Annotated in this window: 14 protein-coding genes; 13 read left to right on the top strand and 1 reads right to left on the bottom strand. The window is 64.7% G+C overall.

Going from position 1 to position 17684, the window contains the following annotated elements; genetic code table 11:
* Positions 1-11 precede the first annotated feature (11 nt).
* From E8E78_RS08925 to E8E78_RS08895, 7 genes are all read left to right on the top strand, one after another.
* The gene (locus tag E8E78_RS08925; RefSeq protein WP_061203062.1) at positions 12-1190 is read left to right on the top strand and encodes an acyl-CoA dehydrogenase family protein; all 1179 of its coding nucleotides are present in this window, start codon (positions 12-14) and stop codon (positions 1188-1190) included.
* On the top strand, positions 1187-1945 hold the full coding sequence (locus tag E8E78_RS08920) for a glucose 1-dehydrogenase (RefSeq protein ID WP_049275175.1): 759 nt from the start codon (positions 1187-1189) through the stop codon (positions 1943-1945). The genes E8E78_RS08925 and E8E78_RS08920 overlap by 4 nt, the downstream gene beginning before the upstream one ends.
* Before the next feature lie 157 nt (positions 1946-2102).
* Positions 2103-3083: a quinone oxidoreductase gene (locus tag E8E78_RS08915; RefSeq protein ID WP_016500603.1), complete on the top strand. Its 981-nt coding sequence runs from the start codon at positions 2103-2105 to the stop codon at positions 3081-3083.
* 13 nt (positions 3084-3096) lie between these two features.
* Positions 3097-3945 carry a TauD/TfdA family dioxygenase gene (locus tag E8E78_RS08910; protein WP_114942356.1) on the top strand — a complete coding sequence of 283 codons (849 nt, stop codon included), beginning with the start codon at positions 3097-3099 and terminating at the stop codon, positions 3943-3945.
* Positions 3946-4042: 97 nt separating this feature from the next.
* Positions 4043-5377, top strand: a complete 1335-nt coding sequence (locus E8E78_RS08905; protein ID WP_016485854.1) for an MFS transporter — start codon at positions 4043-4045, stop codon at positions 5375-5377.
* Positions 5374-6036 (top strand): DsbA family oxidoreductase, encoded by a 663-nt coding sequence (locus tag E8E78_RS08900; protein ID WP_280314127.1) that lies wholly within the window; start codon positions 5374-5376, stop codon positions 6034-6036. Before E8E78_RS08905 ends, E8E78_RS08900 begins: the two co-directional genes overlap by 4 nt.
* Positions 6033-7043 carry a putative sulfate exporter family transporter gene (locus tag E8E78_RS08895; protein ID WP_059395714.1) on the top strand — a complete coding sequence of 337 codons (1011 nt, stop codon included), beginning with the start codon at positions 6033-6035 and terminating at the stop codon, positions 7041-7043. Before E8E78_RS08900 ends, E8E78_RS08895 begins: the two co-directional genes overlap by 4 nt.
* 18 nt (positions 7044-7061) lie before the next feature.
* Here E8E78_RS08895 and E8E78_RS08890 read toward each other — a convergent pair whose 3' ends face one another.
* A complete protein-coding gene (locus E8E78_RS08890) occupies positions 7062-8117 on the bottom strand; it encodes an AraC family transcriptional regulator (RefSeq protein ID WP_016500599.1) in 1056 nt (351 codons plus the stop codon).
* A gap of 244 nt (positions 8118-8361) precedes the next feature.
* On the opposite strand from E8E78_RS08890, the gene E8E78_RS08885 reads away from it, so the two are divergent.
* From E8E78_RS08885 to E8E78_RS08860, 6 genes are all read left to right on the top strand, one after another.
* Positions 8362-8928, top strand: a complete 567-nt coding sequence (locus E8E78_RS08885) for an alpha/beta hydrolase (RefSeq protein ID WP_059395713.1) — start codon at positions 8362-8364, stop codon at positions 8926-8928.
* 82 nt (positions 8929-9010) lie between these two features.
* The gene (locus E8E78_RS08880; protein WP_280314123.1) at positions 9011-10876 is read left to right on the top strand and encodes a DUF1302 domain-containing protein; all 1866 of its coding nucleotides are present in this window, start codon (positions 9011-9013) and stop codon (positions 10874-10876) included.
* A gap of 33 nt (positions 10877-10909) precedes the next feature.
* Positions 10910-12268, top strand: a complete 1359-nt coding sequence (locus E8E78_RS08875; RefSeq protein ID WP_059395711.1) for a DUF1329 domain-containing protein — start codon at positions 10910-10912, stop codon at positions 12266-12268.
* A 64-nt stretch (positions 12269-12332) separates the two neighbouring features.
* Positions 12333-13409 (top strand): YCF48-related protein, encoded by a 1077-nt coding sequence (locus tag E8E78_RS08870; protein ID WP_059395710.1) that lies wholly within the window; start codon positions 12333-12335, stop codon positions 13407-13409.
* A gap of 30 nt (positions 13410-13439) precedes the next feature.
* The gene (locus tag E8E78_RS08865) at positions 13440-15965 is read left to right on the top strand and encodes an MMPL family transporter (protein WP_049275183.1); all 2526 of its coding nucleotides are present in this window, start codon (positions 13440-13442) and stop codon (positions 15963-15965) included.
* 43 nt (positions 15966-16008) lie between these two features.
* Complete coding sequence (locus E8E78_RS08860) at positions 16009-17649, top strand: fatty acid--CoA ligase (protein WP_084966936.1); 1641 nt, start codon at positions 16009-16011, stop codon at positions 17647-17649.
* The last annotated feature ends 35 nt before the right edge of the window (positions 17650-17684 follow it).

Below are 17684 nucleotides of genomic sequence, written 5' to 3'. Positions count from 1 at the left end.
GGAATACCGCCATGCATTTCGCCCTGTCTGCCGAGTTGACTGCCCTGCAAGCCAAAGTACGGCAGTTCGTTGCTGACGTCGTCATCCCCCTGGAGCGCGACCCGCGCCAGACACCCCACGGTCCGTCGCCCGAGCTGCGCCAGGTGCTGATTGAGCGCGCCCGTGAACACGGCCTGCTGACTCCGCATGCCTCGCGTGAGATGGGCGGGCTGGGCCTGAGCCACATCGAGAAGGCGATCATCTTCGAAGAGGCCGGCTATTCGCCGCTTGGGCCGGTGGCCCTGAACATCCATGCCCCCGACGAAGGCAACATACACCTGATGGAACAAGTGGCAACGCCTGCGCAAAAAGACCGCTGGCTGAAGCCGCTGGTGCAGGGCCGGATCCGCTCCTGCTTCGCCATGACCGAGCCAAGCCCGGGCGCCGGCTCCGATCCGTCGATGCTCACCACCCAGGCCGTACGCGACGGCGACGACTACGTCATCAACGGCCAGAAGTGGTTCATCACCGGTGCCGAAGGCGCGCAAGTGGCAATCATCATGGCGCGCATGGAAGACGGCAGCGCGACCATGTTCCTCACCGACACCGACCGCCCCGGTTTCATCCTCGAACGCATGATGGACTCGCTCGACAGTTGTTTCGCCGGCGGCCACGCGGTGCTGCGCTTCGACAACCTGCGCATTCCCGCCAGCGATGTGCTGGGCGAAGTGGGCAAAGGGTTCCGTTACGCCCAGGTGCGCCTGGCCCCAGCGCGCCTGACCCATTGCATGCGCTGGCTCGGCCAGGCCCGTCGTGCCCATGACGAAGCCTGCCGCTACGCAAGCCACCGGGTGTCGTTCGGCAAGCCGCTGGGCGAGCATCAGGGCGTGGGCTTCATGCTCGCCGACAACGAAATGGACCTGCACACCACGCGCCTGTCGATCTGGCACTGCGCCTGGGTACTGGACCAGGGCGAGCGCGGCAATTTCGAGTCGAGCATGGCCAAGGTGCTCAGCTCCGAGGCCATCTGGCGGGTGATCGACCGTTGTGTGCAGGTGCTCGGCGGGCAGGGCGTTACCGGCGAGTCGATCGTCGAGCGGATTTTCCGCGATGCGCGCAGTTTCCGCATCTATGACGGCCCCAACGAAGTGCACCGCATGAGCCTGGCGAAGAAGATCCTCGCCCGTACCGCGCCGGGGGTGGCCGGATGAACCTGGACAGCTATCGCAACCAGGTGGTGATGATCACCGGCGCCGCCAGCGGTTTTGGCGCATTGTTGGCCGAGCGCCTGGCCGGGTTGGGCGCCCGCCTGGTGCTCGGCGACCGCAACGTGACGGGCCTGGAGCGGGTGGCCGGCGCCTTGCGCGAGGCCGGCGCCACAGTGCTGGCGGTGCCGTGCGACGTGACCCGTGAGGTGCAGGTCAAGGCGCTGGTGGACGCGGCCATGGCCAACTTCGGCCGCCTCGATGTGGGGGTGAACAACGCCGGCATCCTTACGCCAATGAAGCGCTTCGTCGACACCACCGAAGAAGAGCTGGACCGCAGCCACGCGGTCAACACCAAGGGCGTGTTCTTCTGCATGCAGCAACAGCTCCGCCAGATGTTGCCGCAAGGCGGCGGGGTCATCCTCAACATCGCTTCCATGGCCGGGCTTGGCGGTGCGCCCAAGCTGGCCGCCTATGCCGCTGCCAAGCATGCAGTGGTGGGGCTGACCCGAACCGCGGCGGTCGAATACGCCCGCCGAGGCATCCGCGTCAATGCGCTGTGCCCGTTCTACAGCGCCACGCCCATGGTTACCGGGAGCGATGTGGGCGAGGAACAGGCGTTTCTCGCCCAGGGCTCGCCGATGAAGCGCTTGGGTACCCCCGACGAAATCGTTGCGGCCATGCTGATGCTGTGCGCCCGCGAAAACAGCTACATGACCGGCCAGGCAATCGCCGTGGATGGCGGTATTTCGGCGTTCTGAGCCATGCCAGCCGCGCCCCGGCACTGAAACCGGGGGCGCTGTCATGAACTGAAAAACCGTTGTCGTCCGATGATAAGCGGCGCATTGCGCAACGGCCTAAATTGCCCTTCAAGACGAATATTGCTGTTCAACAAAAACTACAAGAAGGGAGATTGGCATGGCCAAAGCGGTACGTTTCTACGAAACCGGAGGGCCTGAGGTCCTGCGCTACGAAGACGTCGAAGTCGGCGAACCGGGCCCTGGGCAGGTGCGCCTGCGCCATGTGGCGGTCGGCTTGAACTACGCCGACACCTATTTCCGTAACGGCACCTACCCGATCCCGCTGGCCAACGGCATGGGCGTGGAAGCGTCCGGCGTGGTCCAGGCGGTGGGCGAGGGTGTCAGCCACGTCGCGGTTGGCGACCGGGTGACCTACACCGGCTTCATGAATACCCTCGGCGCCTACAGCACCGAGCGCCTGATCCCTGCCGCGCCGCTGATCAAGCTGCCGGAAACCATCGCGTTCGAAACGGCCGCGGCCATGACCATGCGCGGCCTCACGGCCTCGTATCTGATGCGTCGCCTGTACGACTTCAAACCAGGGGACAGCATCCTGCTGCACGCCGCTGCGGGTGGTGTCGGGTTGATCGTCTCGCAATGGGCCAAGCTGCTGGGGCTGACCGTGATCGGTACCGTGTCCACCGACGCCAAGGCCGAATTGGCGCGTGCCCATGGTTGCGACCACACCATCAACTACAGCCACGAAGACGTGGCCAAACGCGTGCGCGAGCTGACCGACGGGGTTGGCGTCAACGTTGTGTTCGACAGCGTCGGGCGCACTACCTTCATGGGCTCGCTGGACTCGCTCAAGCGCCGTGGCCTGATGGTCTGCGTGGGCACCGCTTCTGGCACCATCGAGCCGTTCGACCCGCAGATCCTGGCGATCAAGGGCTCGTTGTTCCTGACCCGCCCGGCCCTGGCCGACTATATCGCCGACCCTGCCGAGAAAGCCGCCCTGGCAGGCGAGCTGTTCGGCCATGTGGGCAGTGGCCGCATCAAGATCGAGATCAACCAGCACTACGCCTTGCAGGACGCAGTTCAGGCGCACCGTGATCTGGAGTCGCGCAAGACCACCGGCTCGTCGATCTTCGTCATCTGAGGAGGGCACTGCCATGCAAGTCGAACAATTGACCTGCGCCATCGGTGCCGAACTGCTTGGCGTCAGGCTGGCCGATGCGATTCATGATGACGGCCTGTTTGCAGAGGTCCGTGCCCAGTTACTCAAGCACCGGGTGCTGTTCCTGCGCGACCAGGACATCAGCCGCGCCGACCACGTGGCGTTCGCCCGCCGCTTTGGCGAGCTGGAGGACCACCCCGTGGTCGGCAGCGACCCGGACCACCCGGGCTTGGTGCAGATCTACAAGTCGCCGGACACGCCGGTTGACCGCTATGAAAACGCTTGGCACACCGACGCCACCTGGCGTGAAAAGCCGCCGATGGGTTGCGTGCTGCGCTGCGTGGAAAGCCCTATGGTGGGCGGCGACACCCTGTGGACCAACATGGTGCTGGCGTACGCCAACCTGCCGACCGAGATCAAGACGCGTATCGAAGGGCTGCGGGCGCGACATAGCATCGAGGCCACTTTTGGCGCGGCCATGCCGATCGAAAAACGCCTGGCACTAAAGGCGCGCTTCCCGGATGCCGAGCATCCGGTGGTGCGTACTCACCCCGAGACCGGCGAGAAGGTGCTGTTCGTCAACGCCTTCGCCACCCATTTCAGCAACTACCACACCCCCGAGCGCGTGCGTTTCGGCCAGGACGCCAACCCCGGTGCGGGCGAATTGCTGCGCTACCTGATCAGCCAGGCCTACATCCCCGAGTACCAGGTGCGCTGGCGCTGGAAGCCCAACAGCATTGCCATCTGGGACAACCGCAGTACCCAGCATTACGCCGTCATGGATTACCCAGCCTGCCACCGCAAGATGGAGCGCGCCGGGATCATGGGGGATGCGACTTTCTGACCCGCCAGACACGTTGGGGCCGCAATGCGGCCCCAATCGCTACGCGATAGCCTGTAAGCAATAAAAACAAAAAAACTCAGATATCCGAGGAGGCAGCATGGCCACCTATCACGCCAGTGCGGCAGAACCAGGCACTGATACTTCGCTCGGCATTCCACGGCGCTACGCCTGGATCGTTTTCGCCCTGACCTTCGGCCTGCTGATTTCCGACTACATGTCGCGGCAAGTGCTCAACGCCGTATTCCCGCTGCTCAAGCAGGAATGGCAGCTCAGCGACAGCCAGCTCGGGCTGCTCAGTGGCATCGTCGCGCTGATGGTCGGTTTGCTGACCTTCCCCCTGTCGTTGCTGGCCGACCGCATTGGCCGGATCAAGAGCCTGACGTTCATGGCCGTGATGTGGAGCCTGGCTACCTTGGGATGCGCCCTGGCGGAAAACTACCAGCAGATGTTCATCGCACGCTTTCTGGTTGGTGTCGGCGAGGCAGCCTATGGCAGCGTCGGTATTGCCGTGGTGGTGGCAGTGTTCCCGCGTGAGATGCGAGCCACCCTGGCCGGCTCGTTCATGGCCGGTGGCATGTTCGGTTCGGTACTGGGCATGGGCCTGGGCGGTGTGATGGCCCAGCACCTGGGTTGGCGCTGGGCATTCGCCGGCATGGCCTTCTTCGGCCTGGCGCTGGCGCTGCTGTATCCGCTCATCGTGCGCGAGGCGCGCATTGCCCCCAAAGGCCTGGCAGCAACGCCCGACAAGGCTGCGCTCAAGGCAATGCGGCCACTGCGTACCCTGTATTCAAGCCGCTCGGTCATCAGCGCCTATGTCGGCAGCGGTTTGCAGTTGTTCGTCGGTGGCACGGTGATCGTGTGGTTCCCCAGCTACCTGAACCGCTACTACGCCATGAGCACCGACCGCGCCGGCGCCGTGGCTGCGATTATCGTGCTGTGCAGCGGGGTGGGCATCGTGCTGTGCGGCATGCTTTGCGACCGCATGGGGCGCAAGCGCCCGGACCACAAAATCAGCCTGGCCATCGCCTACTGCCTGGGCAGCTGTGTGCTGCTGTCAGTGGCCTTTGCCTTGCCGCCCGGCATGCCGCAACTGGTGCTGATTTGCCTGGGCATGATGATCGCCGCCGGCACCAATGGCCCGTCCAGCGCCATGGTCGCCAACCTCACCCACTACACGGTGCACGGCACCGCGTTTGCCACGCTGACCTTGTGCAACAACCTGCTCGGGTTGGCCACCGGCCCGCTGATCACCGGCAAGGTGTCTGACCTGATCGGCTTGCAGTCGGCATTCCAGCTGGTGCCGTTGATCAGCATCGGCGCTGCAGCGGTGTTCATTTATGCCAAGCGTCACTATCACCTGGACATGGCGCGCCTGCAGCTCGGTGAAACTGCCCAGGCACCTGTGCAGCCAGAACTGGAGGCCCGTTCGTGAAGCGTTCGTTGTCGATTGATGTGTACTTCGATTTCATCTGCCCGTGGTGCTTGATAGGCCGCCGGCAATTGCAAGCCGCCCTGGCGCAGTTCAAGGCAGCGCAGCCAGAGGTCGAGGTCAACCTGGCCTGGCAGGGCGTGCAACTGTTGCCTGAGCTGCCATTCGATGGCCAGCCGTTCGCCGAGTTCTACCGGCGACGCCTGGGCAGCGATCAGGCGGTGCGGCAACGTCAGGCCCAGGTGCGCGCAGCGGCCAGCGCCGTCGGCGAGCAGATCGAATTCAGCCGCATCGAGCGCATGCCCAATACCGCCGACGCCCATCGCCTGTTGCTTCACGCCAGTGAGCTGGGCAGTGAAGCACAGGTAGAGGCACTGCTGGAGCGGTTACTGGCTGCGTATTTCAAGCAGGGTGAAGACCTGGGCGACCGCGCTACGCTGTTGCGCATCGCCGAGCAGTGCGGCTTTGCCCCAGAGGCCCTGGCCGGCAGCTTGCGTGGCGACGGCCTGCCGTTCGTCAGTGCCAGCGCCGACATCGCCGGGCGCGGCGTGCCGTGCTTCGTTTTCGATGACCGACTGCAAGTGGTTGGCGCGCAGCCGGCCGAGGCCTTGCTGGAGGCCATGCAGCTGGCGGTGTCAGGCCTGGCGGAGAGGGAGGCATGAGCACGCTGGCGTTTGCCCAGGTCAACAACCGGGTGCGCGACCTGGCCCCGGGGCTGATCGTCAGCTTGATCGCTGCGGGTGCGGCGAGCTTCCTGGCCGAACATTACGGCGCGCCGGTGATGCTGTTCGCCCTGTTGCTGGGGCTGGCGCTGAACTTTCTTAGCGCGGACAGCAAGTGCAAGGCCGGCATCGAGTTTACCGCGCGCAGTGTGCTGCGCCTGGGCGTCGCGCTGCTGGGCATGCGCATCACCCTGGACCAGATGGCTGGCCTTGGCTGGAAGGCGGTGGCGCTGGTGGTGATACTGGTGGTGGTGACCATCGGCGTGTCGATGGTGGCGGCCAAGGCCATGGGCTTCCAGCGCCTGTTCGGCATGCTTACTGGTGGCGCCACGGCGATCTGCGGTGCTTCGGCGGCGCTGGCGCTGGCTGCTGCACTGCCCAGCCACCCGCAGAAGGAGCGGGCCACGCTGTTCACGGTGATCGGCGTGTCGGCGCTGTCGACCCTGGCGATGATCCTCTACCCGATGATCGCCAATGCCTTGGGCCTGTCGCCGCAAGCCGCCGGCGTGTTCCTCGGCGCCACCATCCATGATGTGGCGCAGGTGGTGGGGGCGGGCTACAGCATGTCCACCGAAACCGGCGATACCGCCACCGTGGTCAAGCTGATGCGCGTGGCCATGCTGGTGCCGGTGATCGTCGTCGCGGCCATGATCGCCCGTCGCCAGGGTATCGACAGTACCGGCAAGCGCCCGCCGTTGCTGCCATGGTTCGCGGTCGGCTTCCTGATCCTTGCCTGCGTCAACAGCACCGGCTGGGTGCCGCTGGCTGTGCAGGGCAGTATCAACGAACTGTCGCGTGGGTGCCTGGTGGTATCGATCGCAGCCCTGGGCATGAAAACCCAGCTCAAGGAGCTGGCCGCCGTAGGCATCAAGCCGATTTTGCTGATGGTGGGCGAGACGGTGTTCCTGGTGCTGCTGGTGCTGGGCCTGATGCACGTCGGCATGTAGCCCAGAGGCCCAGGGCCGTCAGCGTGCGCTGGTGGTTGCCTGGGCGGCGCTGCGGTTGCGTCTGGTTTGTGTGTGCGGCTCATGCTGCGCACGCCAGGTGGCTGGCGGCTGGCCGAACTGGCTGATGAACCAGCGGGTGAACGAGCTGTGCATGGAATAACCGAGCATGTCGGCGATGCGCCCCAGCGAATAGCCAGGGCTTTCCAGATAGCGCACCACCAGGTCGCGGCGTACGCCATTGACCAGCTCGCTGAAGGTCGCGCCTTCTTCTTCCAGGCGCCGCTGCAAGGTGCGCACGTTCATGCCCTGGGTTTGCGCGATGTGCTCGATGGTGGCGCGGCCCATGGGCATCAGCAGGAAGATCGCCTTGCGCACTTCCAGCGTGAGCGATGGCAGGTTTTCGTCCTGCAGCAACCCCACATAACGTTGCGCCAGCCGCGCCATGCCTTCGTTGGCCTGGGGGTTGGCGGTGTCCAGGTCGGCCGCCGAGCAGACGATGCCATTGAAGTCGGTGTTGAACTCCAGCTTGCAGCCGAAGATGCGCCGGTGGATGGCCAGGTCAGCGGGGGCGGCGTGGGTGAAGTTGGCGCTGATCGGGTGCCAGTGCGAGCCCAGTAGCGCCGAGCAGAAGCGGTGCATCACGCCGATGGCCAGCTCGATGGCCTGGCGGCTGTGCATCGGCTGGTCGGTGATGACCTCCTGGCGGATGATCACCGTCTTGCCGATTTCCTCGATGTGGATGGCCAGTGCGTTGTTGAGCAGGTGGCGGTACTGCACGATCACCTGCAGGGCGTCACGCAGCGAGTGCTGATGGCTGATCAGCAGGCTGACCTGGCCAAAGTCCGACAACTGGCGCAGTTCGGCCATGCGCAGGCCGAAGGCTTCGCAGCCGCTCAGCCGCGCCGACTCCTCCAGCACGTTGATGGCGGCGGCCACCGGGATGCGTTGATCGGGGGTTTCCAGCAGCGATGCACTGAGGCCGGCCTGAGCCAGCAGGCCATGGCCGTTGAGGCCCAGATGGCGTGAAACTTCCAGGTAATTGGTGAGGGTTGCAGCACGGGCGAGCACGGTCATTTTATTGTTTTCCACGTGATCTTGATGAGCTTCCGCTGCGCTGGCGGGTGGTCTTTTATAGCGGTTGTGTCGTCAGATGCAAAGCCATTTCCGAGCAGCGGAGCCCGGGGCCGGGCGGCATAGCAGCCGTGTCATCAACTGAAAAGTTCGTGACGCGCAATGTAAAGCGGCTGGCAGGGCGACTCTTTACTCTGGCTTCAAGCAGTCGGCAATCGACCGAGTTGACCAGAGCAAGGGCCCTGACGTGGAAAAACTGCAAACCGCCGCAACCGTGCTGATCGTGCCTGGCTTGCGCGACCATGTACCCGAACATTGGCAAACCCTCCTGCAAGCGCGCCTGGGCAAGGTTCGCTCAGTACCACCGCTGCAAATCGACAAGCTCAGTTGCAGCGCCCGCGTCGAAGCGATCGAGCGCGAACTGGCCAGCATCGATGGCCCGGTGATCCTGGTCGCGCACAGCGCCGGTGTGCTGATGGTGGCGCACTGGGCCGCCCGCTATCAACGCCCGATCAAGGGCGCCTTGCTGGCCGCCCCACCGGACCTGGATACCGATTGGCCGGCCAGTTACCCCACCCCCGACACCCTGCGCGCCAACGGCTGGGCGCCGCTGCCAAGCGGCCGGCTGCCATTCCCGAGTCTGGCCGCGGCCAGCCGCAACGATCACCTGGCGGGCTTCGAAGCCGTCGCCCGCATGGCCGACGAGTGGGGCAGCGAGCTGGTCGATCTCGGCGCCGTTGGCCACCTCAACCCAGCCTCGGGCTTCGGCCCATGGCCACACGCCGAGGCCTTGATCCAGCAACTTGATCGCTAAACCGCGCGGGGCACGCGCACTCAGGGTCAGGCCGGCGCCCGATCGTTGCTGGCACCTTGCACATCCCAAGCAGAGATACCGCATGAACAACAATAAGAACGTTCTCTTCTGCCTTCACCGCCGCAATCTGTTGGCAACGCTGGTGCTGGTCGCCGGGGCGCCGGCTGCCCAGGCATTTCAGCTTGACCTCGCCGACCCTGACTGGAACGTGCGCTTCGACAACACCGCCAAGCTCAGCTACGGCCAGCGGGTCGAGGGCCAGAACGCCAAGGTCGCCCGCACCGCCAACCTCAACGACGGTGACAAGAACTTCAGCGTCGGCAGCGCGGTGACCCAGCGGGTCGACCTGCTGACCGAACTGGACGTGGTGTACCAGGGCAACATGGGTATGCGCGTCAGTGCTGCGAGCTGGTACGACCACGCTTATGACGACGTGGGCTCCAACTCCAACCCGTTTCCCGGCCAGGCGGGCAATGCCGGCAACCTGGTGCTGGCCCGCCCGGCCGGTGGCCTGCCGGCCGGCACTGTGCTGCAGGGCGGCCCGTCCAGGCGCCATGGCCTGAGCAATTACAGCGACCGGTACTACAACGGCCCGTCTGGCGAATTCCTCGATGCCTTCGTGTTCTACAGCACCGAAATCGGTGACGAGTCGATGCTGAGCGGCAAGCTCGGCTGGCACTCGGTGTACTGGGGCGAGACTTTGTTCAACGCCGCCAACGGCATCAACTATGGCCAGTCGGCACTGGACCTGGCCAAGCTGTACAACGTGCCCGGTACCGAAACCAAGGAACTGTTCCTGCCGCGCAAGCAACTGTCGCTGAGTTACACGATCACCCCGGAACTGACCCTGGCGGCCCAGTACTTTCTCGAATTCGAAAACTCGCGCCTGCCTGAAGGGGGCACCTACATGGGCGCCTACGACATGCTTGGCGACGGTGCCGACATTTTCTGGCTGCCGGTGCCCAACGCGGTCGGCGGTGCCGGTGCCTTCTATGGCGCACCCCGCGGGCATGACATCCGCCCGCACAACAGCGGCGACTTCGGTGTAATGGCCAAGTGGAGCCCGGACTGGCTCGACGGCACCCTGGGCTTCTACTACCGCAACACCTCCGACCCGACCCCCGCGGTGCTGATCAATGCCCCCAACCTGCACACGGGCAGCCTGGAAGGCACCCGCTACATGACGGCCTATGCCGACGATATCGATATCTACGGCATCAGCCTGGCCAAGAGCGTCGGCCCGGTGAGCGTGGGGCTGGACGTCAACTACCGCGAAAACATGCCGCTGATCAGCAACTTCACCACGATCAACGGGCCGCTGTACGAGGCGCTGGCTGGTACCGCAGGCGGCACCAACCTGATCGGCGAAGTGCCCGGCCACGGTGAAACCGGGCTGGCCCGCGGCAAGACCTTGCATGTGGTACTCAACGGCCTGGTGTCGTTCGGCGCCACGCCGTTGTGGAACGCGTCGTCGCTGGCCGTGGAAGGCGCCATGACCCATCTGGTCAGCGTCGACAAGGGCGAGCAGACCTTCAAGGGCGACGCCAGCTACGAAGGCGTCGACAAGGTCACCACCAACGCCTACACCCTGGCAGTCAACTTCACCCCGACCTGGTTCCAGGCGCTGCCAGGGGTCGATATCACACTGCCGCTGTCCTACAACGTTGGCCTCAAGGGCAACTCGGCCGTGCAGCTGGGCGGTAACGAAGACTCCGGCAGCTACTCGATCGGGATCGCCGCCGACGTTTACCAGAAGTACAAGTTCGACCTGAAGTACGTTGACTCCTTCGGCAAGTTCGATACCTGCGAAACCGGCACCGACAACAACACCCCGGGCACCAACGGGCGCTACCAGTGCATCCCCGGGCAGATCACTTCGCAGGCTGGGCTTGCACCGCTGCTGAAAGATCGCGGCATGGTCACGGCCTCGTTCAAGACCACCTTCTGAAGCTCCTAGTACAACAACAAGCGGAGAAACGCGATGAAGTATCTCAATAGCCTGCTGTCGGCCTCGCTTGCGGTCGTTATTGCCGGTAATGCCCATGCGGCCGCCCCGGCCCAGGACGTCGCCCGGCTGGGCAAGGACCTGACCATGGTCGGCGCCGACAAGGCCGCCAGTGCCGACGGCGCGATCCCGGCCTACCAGGGTGGCCTGAACACCCCGCCTGCCAGCTTCAAGCAGGGCGATACCCTGCGCCCGGACCCCTTCGCCTCGGAGAAACCGCTGCTGGTGATCGACGGCAAGAACGTCGACCAGTACAAGGATTCACTGACCGCTACCACCGTAGAGCTGGCCAAGCGCTTCCCGAGCTTCCACATCGATGTGTACCCGAGCCACCGCACTGCGGCGTTGCCCAAGGTGCTGCTCGACAACACCCTGAAAAATGCCGCCAATGCCAAGTCCCTGCAGGACGGCATGGCCATCGAAAATGTGCTGCCCGGCGTGCCGTTCCCGATCCCGCAGTCGGGCGCCGAGGCCATGTGGAACCACCTGCTGCGCTACCAGGGCGTGGCACAGAAGGCCAAGTATGACTCCTGGAACGTCGACTCCGCCGGCGTCGCGGCCCTGGCCACCACGGGCCTGGCGTACAACGCCTACCCGATCTACGAAGACTTGACCAAAGTCATCGAGCCCAAGGACATCTACTTCCAGACCAAGCTGTACTTCGAAGGCCCGGCACGCCGCGCCGGTGAGTCGATGATGCTCAAGGACGCCGCCAACCCGCTGGTACAAGAGCGCCGCGCCTGGCAGTACCTGCCTGGGCAGCGCCGGGTGAAGCTGGCGCCGAACCTGGCCTACGACACACCCAACCCAGGCACCGCAGGCTCCGGTACCTTCGACGATGTGTACGTGTTCAACGGTGCGCTGGACCGATACGACTGGCAACTGCTCGGCAAGAAAGAAATGTACGTGCCGTACAACACCTACAAGCTCACCTACATTCATGACCCGAAGTCCCTGACCACGCCGAACCACCTCTCGCCCGACCAGGTGCGCTGGGAAAAACACCGTGTCTGGGTAGTGGAAGGCACTCTCAAGGGCAATGCCCGCCACATCTATGCCAAGCGCCGCTTCTACCTCGACGAGGACAGCTGGTTCGCGCTGGCTTCTGACCAGTACGACGCCCGTGGCCAGTTGTATCGCGGCTCGTTCAGCTTCTTCACCCAGAGCTACGACGTGCAGATTCCCAACAACAACCCGCACGTGGTCTACGACCTGGTCGGTGGCACCTACAACGTCAACGGCCTGATCGGCCCGCACGGCGGTATCGAGTACATCGCCCCTCTGTCCAAGGCGCAGTGGTCGCCGGAAGCCCTGGCCGGCGCGGGCATTCGCTGATCCCGACGACCCGTCTGGCGGCGGCCCGCACGTGGCCGCCGTCAGGTTTTGCAGAGGATGTGGCATGGCTTCTTTGAACAAATATGCACCGTGGGCGTTGGCAATCACGCTCGCCCTGGGCGGCAGCTGCGGTGTTGCCCAGGCGGCCTATGTCGATGTGCTGGATCTGCCGGCCGAGCCTAGCGCGCTGGTGGTGCACAGCGCCCTGCGCGACGTGGTGCGGGCCGGTGAGCGGCTGGTCGCAGTGGGGCCCCGTGGGCACATCGTGTATTCCGACAACCAGGGCCAGGACTGGCGCCAGGCGAGTGTGCCGGTGAGCGCCGACCTCAATGCCCTGACGTTTCCAACCCCCCAGGAGGGTTGGGCGGCAGGCAACGATGGCGTGGTGCTGCACAGCCGTGACGGCGGTATGAACTGGGCCGTGCAGCTCGATGGCCGGAGGATCGGTGCACTGGTCACGGCCCATTACCAGGCCTTGGCGCAGGCCCACCCCGACGATGCGCAATGGCCGCAGTTCGCCGCCGAAGGCCAGCGCCTGGAGCAAGAAGGCGCCGACAAGCCGTTTCTGGGTGTGTGGTTCACCGACGCCCGGCACGGCTACGTAGTGGGTGTGTTCAACCTGATCTTGCGCACCGACGATGGCGGCGAAAACTGGGTGCCGATGCAGGACCGCACCGACAACCCGCAAGGCCTGCATCTCAATGCCATCCGGGCGGTCGGCGATGACCTTTACGTGGCCGGCGAACAGGGCCTGCTGCTCAAGTGGAACACCGGGCAGCAGCGCTTCGTCGCCCTGCCTGGCCCTTACCAGGGCACCTGGTTCGGCATTCTCGGCAAGCCCGGCGAAGTGCTTGCCTACGGCCTGCGTGGCCATGTGGCACGTAGCGTCGACGGCGGCCAGAGCTGGATCAAGGTGGACACCGGGCTGGGCCAGAGCATCACCGCCGCCAGCCTCGACAGCCAGGGTGACTACTGGCTGTTCAGCCAGACCGGGCATGTGCTGCGCAGCCACGACGGCGGCCAGAGCTTCGCCCTGCAACCGCAGGTGCCAATGGCACCCGTGGCGGCTGCCCTGCAGACCCGCGGCAACGGCACCGTGCTGGTAGGTGAGCGCGGCGTGCGCGTGCTGCCAGCCCGCTAAGACCCACAAGTATTCCAAGAGAGCCTCGTGATGGCCAACATCAAGCAAGACACCATGCCGGTGATCCGCGACCTGCGGGATTTCGATCCACGTTCCGGCAACCTGCTCGAACGCATGATCTTCAACTATCGCCCGCTGTTCATGCTGTTCATGGTGCTGGCCACGCTGGTGCTCGGCTATGTGGCTGTCACCCGCCTGGAACTGCGGCCCAGCTTCGAAAAAATGATCCCGCAGAGCCAGCCCTACATCCAGAACTACCTGGACAACCGCAAGTCGCTGCGCGGCCTGGGCAACTCGGTGCGGGTGGTGGTGGAGAACACCCAGGGCGATATCTTCGACCCCGAATACCTGGACGTGCTGAAAAAGATCAACGACGAGCTGTTCCTTGCCCAGGGCGTCGACCGTGCCTGGATGAAGTCGTTGTGGAGCCCTGGTGTGCGCTGGACCGAGGTCACGGAAGAGGGCTTCCAGGGTGGCGCGGTGATGCCCGATGACTACCAGGGCAAACCGGCCGACATCGAGCAGCTGCGCCAGAACATCAACCGTGCCGGTATTGTCGGCAGCCTGGTGGCGAGCGACTTCAAGTCCAGCATGCTGGTGGTGCCGCTGCTCGACCACGACCTGGCCACCGGGCGCGGTATCGACTACCGGCAGTTCTCGCAGATGCTCGAACAGCAGTTGCGCGACACGTACGAATACGGCGGTGACAGCAAGGCGCGCGCGTCTGGCAAGGAAGGCGAGGGCAAGTACAAGGTGCGGGTCATCGGGTTTGCCAAGCTGATGGGCGACCTGATCGACGGCCTGATCCAGGTGATGATGTTCTTCGCCCTGGCGGTGGTCACCTCCCTGGTGATCATCTTCCTGTACACCCGCTGCGTGCGCAGTACCCTCTTGGTGGTGTTCTGCTCCCTGGCGGCGGTGGTGTGGCAGTTGGGCATTGTCGGTTGGCTGGGCTATGCCATCGACCCATACTCGATCCTGGTGCCGTTCCTGATCTTCGCCATCGGGGTGTCGCACGCGGCGCAGAAGATGAACGGCATCATGCAGGACATCGGCCGTGGCACCCACAAGCTGGTGGCGGCGCGCTATACCTTCCGCCGCCTGTTCGTGGCCGGGGTTACGGCGCTGCTGGCGGACGCCGTGGGCTTTGCCGTGCTGATGCTGATCGACATTCCGGTGATCAAGGACCTGGCGATCACCGCCAGCATCGGCGTGGCGGTATTGATCTTCACTTCGCTGCTGTTGATTCCGGTGTCGCTTTCTTACGTTGGCGTTGGCCGCAAGGCGTCGGAGCGTGCCTTGCGTATCGACCAGCGCGCCGCCGAGCACCGGGGCTTTGGCAAGCTGTGGGATGCCCTCGACCGCTTTACCACGCGCAAGTGGGCCACCGGCGCGGTGCTGGTGGCCACATTGCTGGGCCTGGGCGGGTTCTGGGTGAGCCTGCAGCTGAAGATCGGCGACCTCGACAGCGGCGCGCCGGAGCTGCGCGCCGATTCGCGCTACAACCGCGACAACGCCTACATCACCAGCCACTACGCGCTGTCCAGCGACCTGTTCGCGGTGATGATCAAGACCCCGCCGGAAGGCTGCCTGAGCTACAAGACGCTGATCCTTGCCGATCGCCTGGCCTGGCAGTTGCAGCAGTACCCCGGGGTGCAGACCACAGTGTCGCTGGTCAACGCCGTGCGCCAGATCACCGCAGGCTCCTTCGAAGGCAACCCGAAGATGAGCAGCCTGCAGCGCAACCAGGACATGCTCAACTACGCCGCCCAGCAGGCCTCGGTCAACGCCCCGGAGCTGTTCAACACCGATTGCTCGATGATGCCGGTGATCGCCTACCTCAAGGACCACAAGGCCCAGACCCTGGACGACGTGGTGGCCATCGCCGACCGCTTCGCCCGCGAAAACAGCAGCCCCGACCGGCAGTTTCTGCTGGCCGCCGGCAGCGCCGGTATCGAAGCTGCCACCAACATCGTGGTGCGCGAAGCCAACCGCACCATGCTGCTGTTTGTCTACCTGGCTGTCACGCTGTTCTGTCTGATCACCTTCCGCAGCTGGCGCGCGACCTTGGTGGCGCTGTTGCCTCTGGTGCTGACTTCAGTACTGTGCGAAGCGCTGATGGTGGCCATGGGCATTGGCGTGAAAGTAGCCACCTTGCCGGTGATCGCCCTGGGCGTCGGCATCGGCGTGGACTACGCGCTGTACCTGCTCAGTGTGCAGCTGCACTACCAGCGGCAGGGCCGCACCCTGGGCGAGGCCTACCAGAACGCCGTGGCCTTCACCGGCCGGGTGGTCGGGCTGGTGGGTATCACCCTGGCCGCCGGCGTGGTCGCCTGGGCGTGGTCGCCGATCAAGTTCCAGGCCGACATGGGCATCCTGCTGACCTTCATGTTCCTCTGGAACATGCTCGGCGCACTGCTGCTGATCCCGGCCCTGTCGCACTTCCTGCTGCCGGACAAGCGCTTTGTCGCAGCGGCCCCCGCGCATTGCGAAGCCGCACCTGCGCCTCGTGACAGTGCCCCGGTACCACGCGCGCAAGCGCGGGTGCAGGCGTAGTCAGCTCTTAGTCGATTCGAACATGGAAACTGGAACCAACGTCATGGCCAAGACAAAAATAATGCCGCCGGCAGCCGGCGCCTATGCCTACCCCTTGCTGATCAAACGCCTGCTGATGTCGGGTGTGCGGCACCAGCCGGACCAGCAGATCGTCTACGCCGACACGCTGCGCTACAGCTACCGCGAGCTCGAGCAGCGGGTGCGGCGCCTGGCCAACGTGCTGCGCGCGGCCGGCGTGCAGGCCGGTGACACCGTTGCGCTGCTGGACTGGGACAGCCACCGTTCGCTGGAATGCTTCTTCGCCGTGCCGATGATTGGCGCGGTGCTGCACACAGTGAACATTCGCCTGTCGCCGGAGCAGGTGGCCTACACCATGAACCACGCAGGGGATGACCTGGTGCTGGTGCATGACGACTTCGTGCCGCTGCTGGAGCAGCTGCACGGCCAGCTGGGCACGGTCAAAGGCTACCTGCAACTGACGGACGGGGAGGCTGCGGCCACGTCGCTGCCGGTGCTCGGCGAGTACGAAGCGCTGCTGGATGCAGCCAGCGCCGAGGCCGATTTCGAGGACTTCGACGAGCAGTCGGTAGCCACGCTGTTCTACACCACCGGCACCACCGGCAACCCCAAGGGGGTGTACTTCTCGCACCGCCAGCTGGTGCTGCACACCCTTAACCAGTTAGGCACCTTCGCCGCCTACGACGGCCAGCCTTTGCTGCGCTCCAGCGACGTGTACATGCCGATCACCCCGATGTTCCATGTGCACGCCTGGGGCGTGCCCTACACGGCCACGATGCTGGGCATCAAGCAGGTGTATCCGGGCCGCTACGAGCCGGACAAGCTGGTGCGCCTGTACCGCGATGAGGGGGTGACGTTCTCCCACTGCGTACCCACTTTGCTGCAGATGATGCTCGACAGCGAGCAAGGCCGGCACACCGATTTCAGCCGCTGGAAGATCCTGCTCGGTGGCAGCGCGCTTACCCACGGCCTGGCGCGCCAGGCCAGCGAGCGCGGCATGCTGATCTTCAGCGGTTACGGCATGTCGGAAACCTGCCCGCTGCTGACCCTGACCCACCTGCGCGACGAAGACCTGACCTTGCCCATGGGCGAGCAGGTGGCGCAGCGGATCAAGACTGGCGCCCCGGTGGCGATGGTCGATCTGCGCATCGTCGATGCGGCGGGCGTCGAGGTGGCCCACGACGGTGAGTCGCTGGGCGAGATCGTGGTGCGTTCGCCGTGGCTGACCCAGGGGTACCTGCACGAGCCGGAAAAGGGTGCCGAACTGTGGCAGGACGGTTGGCTGCACACCGGCGACATGGGCTCGATCGACCGCCACGGGGTGCTGGAGATCAAGGACCGCATCAAGGACGTGATCAAGACCGGCGGTGAGTGGATCAGCTCGCTGGCGCTGGAAAACCTGATCAGTCAGCACGCGGCGGTCAATGCCGTGGCGGTGGTGGGCATTCCCGACGAGCACTGGGGCGAGCGGCCGATTGCGCTGGTGGTGTGCATGCCGGGTGACAGCCTCGACCAGGTCGGGCTCGAAGCGCACCTGAAGCAGTTTGTCGACAGTGGCCAGATCAACAAGTGGGCGATTCCGCGCCAGGTGCACTTCGTGGCGGACATACCCAAGACCAGTGTCGGCAAGATCAACAAGAAGCTGATCCGCGAGATGCATTGCTGAAACCCGATAGCCGTCGGTCTGTACCGACACTTTTC

Origin of the sequence: Pseudomonas sp. BN505 (genome assembly GCF_029873175.1) — a bacterium.
Taxonomy (GTDB): Bacteria; Pseudomonadota; Gammaproteobacteria; order Pseudomonadales; family Pseudomonadaceae; genus Aquipseudomonas; species Aquipseudomonas putida.
Note: the sequence above shows the minus strand (reverse complement) of the source record. Positions and strands in the feature narration are given on the sequence as shown.

Bases quoted from the DNA above. Each gene is read 5' to 3' on its own strand.
- E8E78_RS08925 (WP_061203062.1), top strand. From the start codon at position 12: ATGCATTTCGCCCTGTCTGCCGAGTTGACTGCCCTGCAAGCCAAAGTA.
- E8E78_RS08920 (WP_049275175.1), top strand. From the start codon at position 1,187: ATGAACCTGGACAGCTATCGCAACCAGGTGGTGATGATCACCGGCGCC.
- E8E78_RS08915 (WP_016500603.1), top strand. From the start codon at position 2,103: ATGGCCAAAGCGGTACGTTTCTACGAAACCGGAGGGCCTGAGGTCCTG.
- E8E78_RS08910 (WP_114942356.1), top strand. From the start codon at position 3,097: ATGCAAGTCGAACAATTGACCTGCGCCATCGGTGCCGAACTGCTTGGC.
- E8E78_RS08905 (WP_016485854.1), top strand. From the start codon at position 4,043: ATGGCCACCTATCACGCCAGTGCGGCAGAACCAGGCACTGATACTTCG.
- E8E78_RS08895 (WP_059395714.1), top strand. From the start codon at position 6,033: ATGAGCACGCTGGCGTTTGCCCAGGTCAACAACCGGGTGCGCGACCTG.
- E8E78_RS08890 (WP_016500599.1), bottom strand. From the start codon at position 8,117: ATGACCGTGCTCGCCCGTGCTGCAACCCTCACCAATTACCTGGAAGTT.
- E8E78_RS08880 (WP_280314123.1), top strand. From the start codon at position 9,011: ATGAACAACAATAAGAACGTTCTCTTCTGCCTTCACCGCCGCAATCTG.
- E8E78_RS08875 (WP_059395711.1), top strand. From the start codon at position 10,910: ATGAAGTATCTCAATAGCCTGCTGTCGGCCTCGCTTGCGGTCGTTATT.
- E8E78_RS08870 (WP_059395710.1), top strand. From the start codon at position 12,333: ATGGCTTCTTTGAACAAATATGCACCGTGGGCGTTGGCAATCACGCTC.
- E8E78_RS08865 (WP_049275183.1), top strand. From the start codon at position 13,440: ATGGCCAACATCAAGCAAGACACCATGCCGGTGATCCGCGACCTGCGG.
- E8E78_RS08860 (WP_084966936.1), top strand. From the start codon at position 16,009: ATGGCCAAGACAAAAATAATGCCGCCGGCAGCCGGCGCCTATGCCTAC.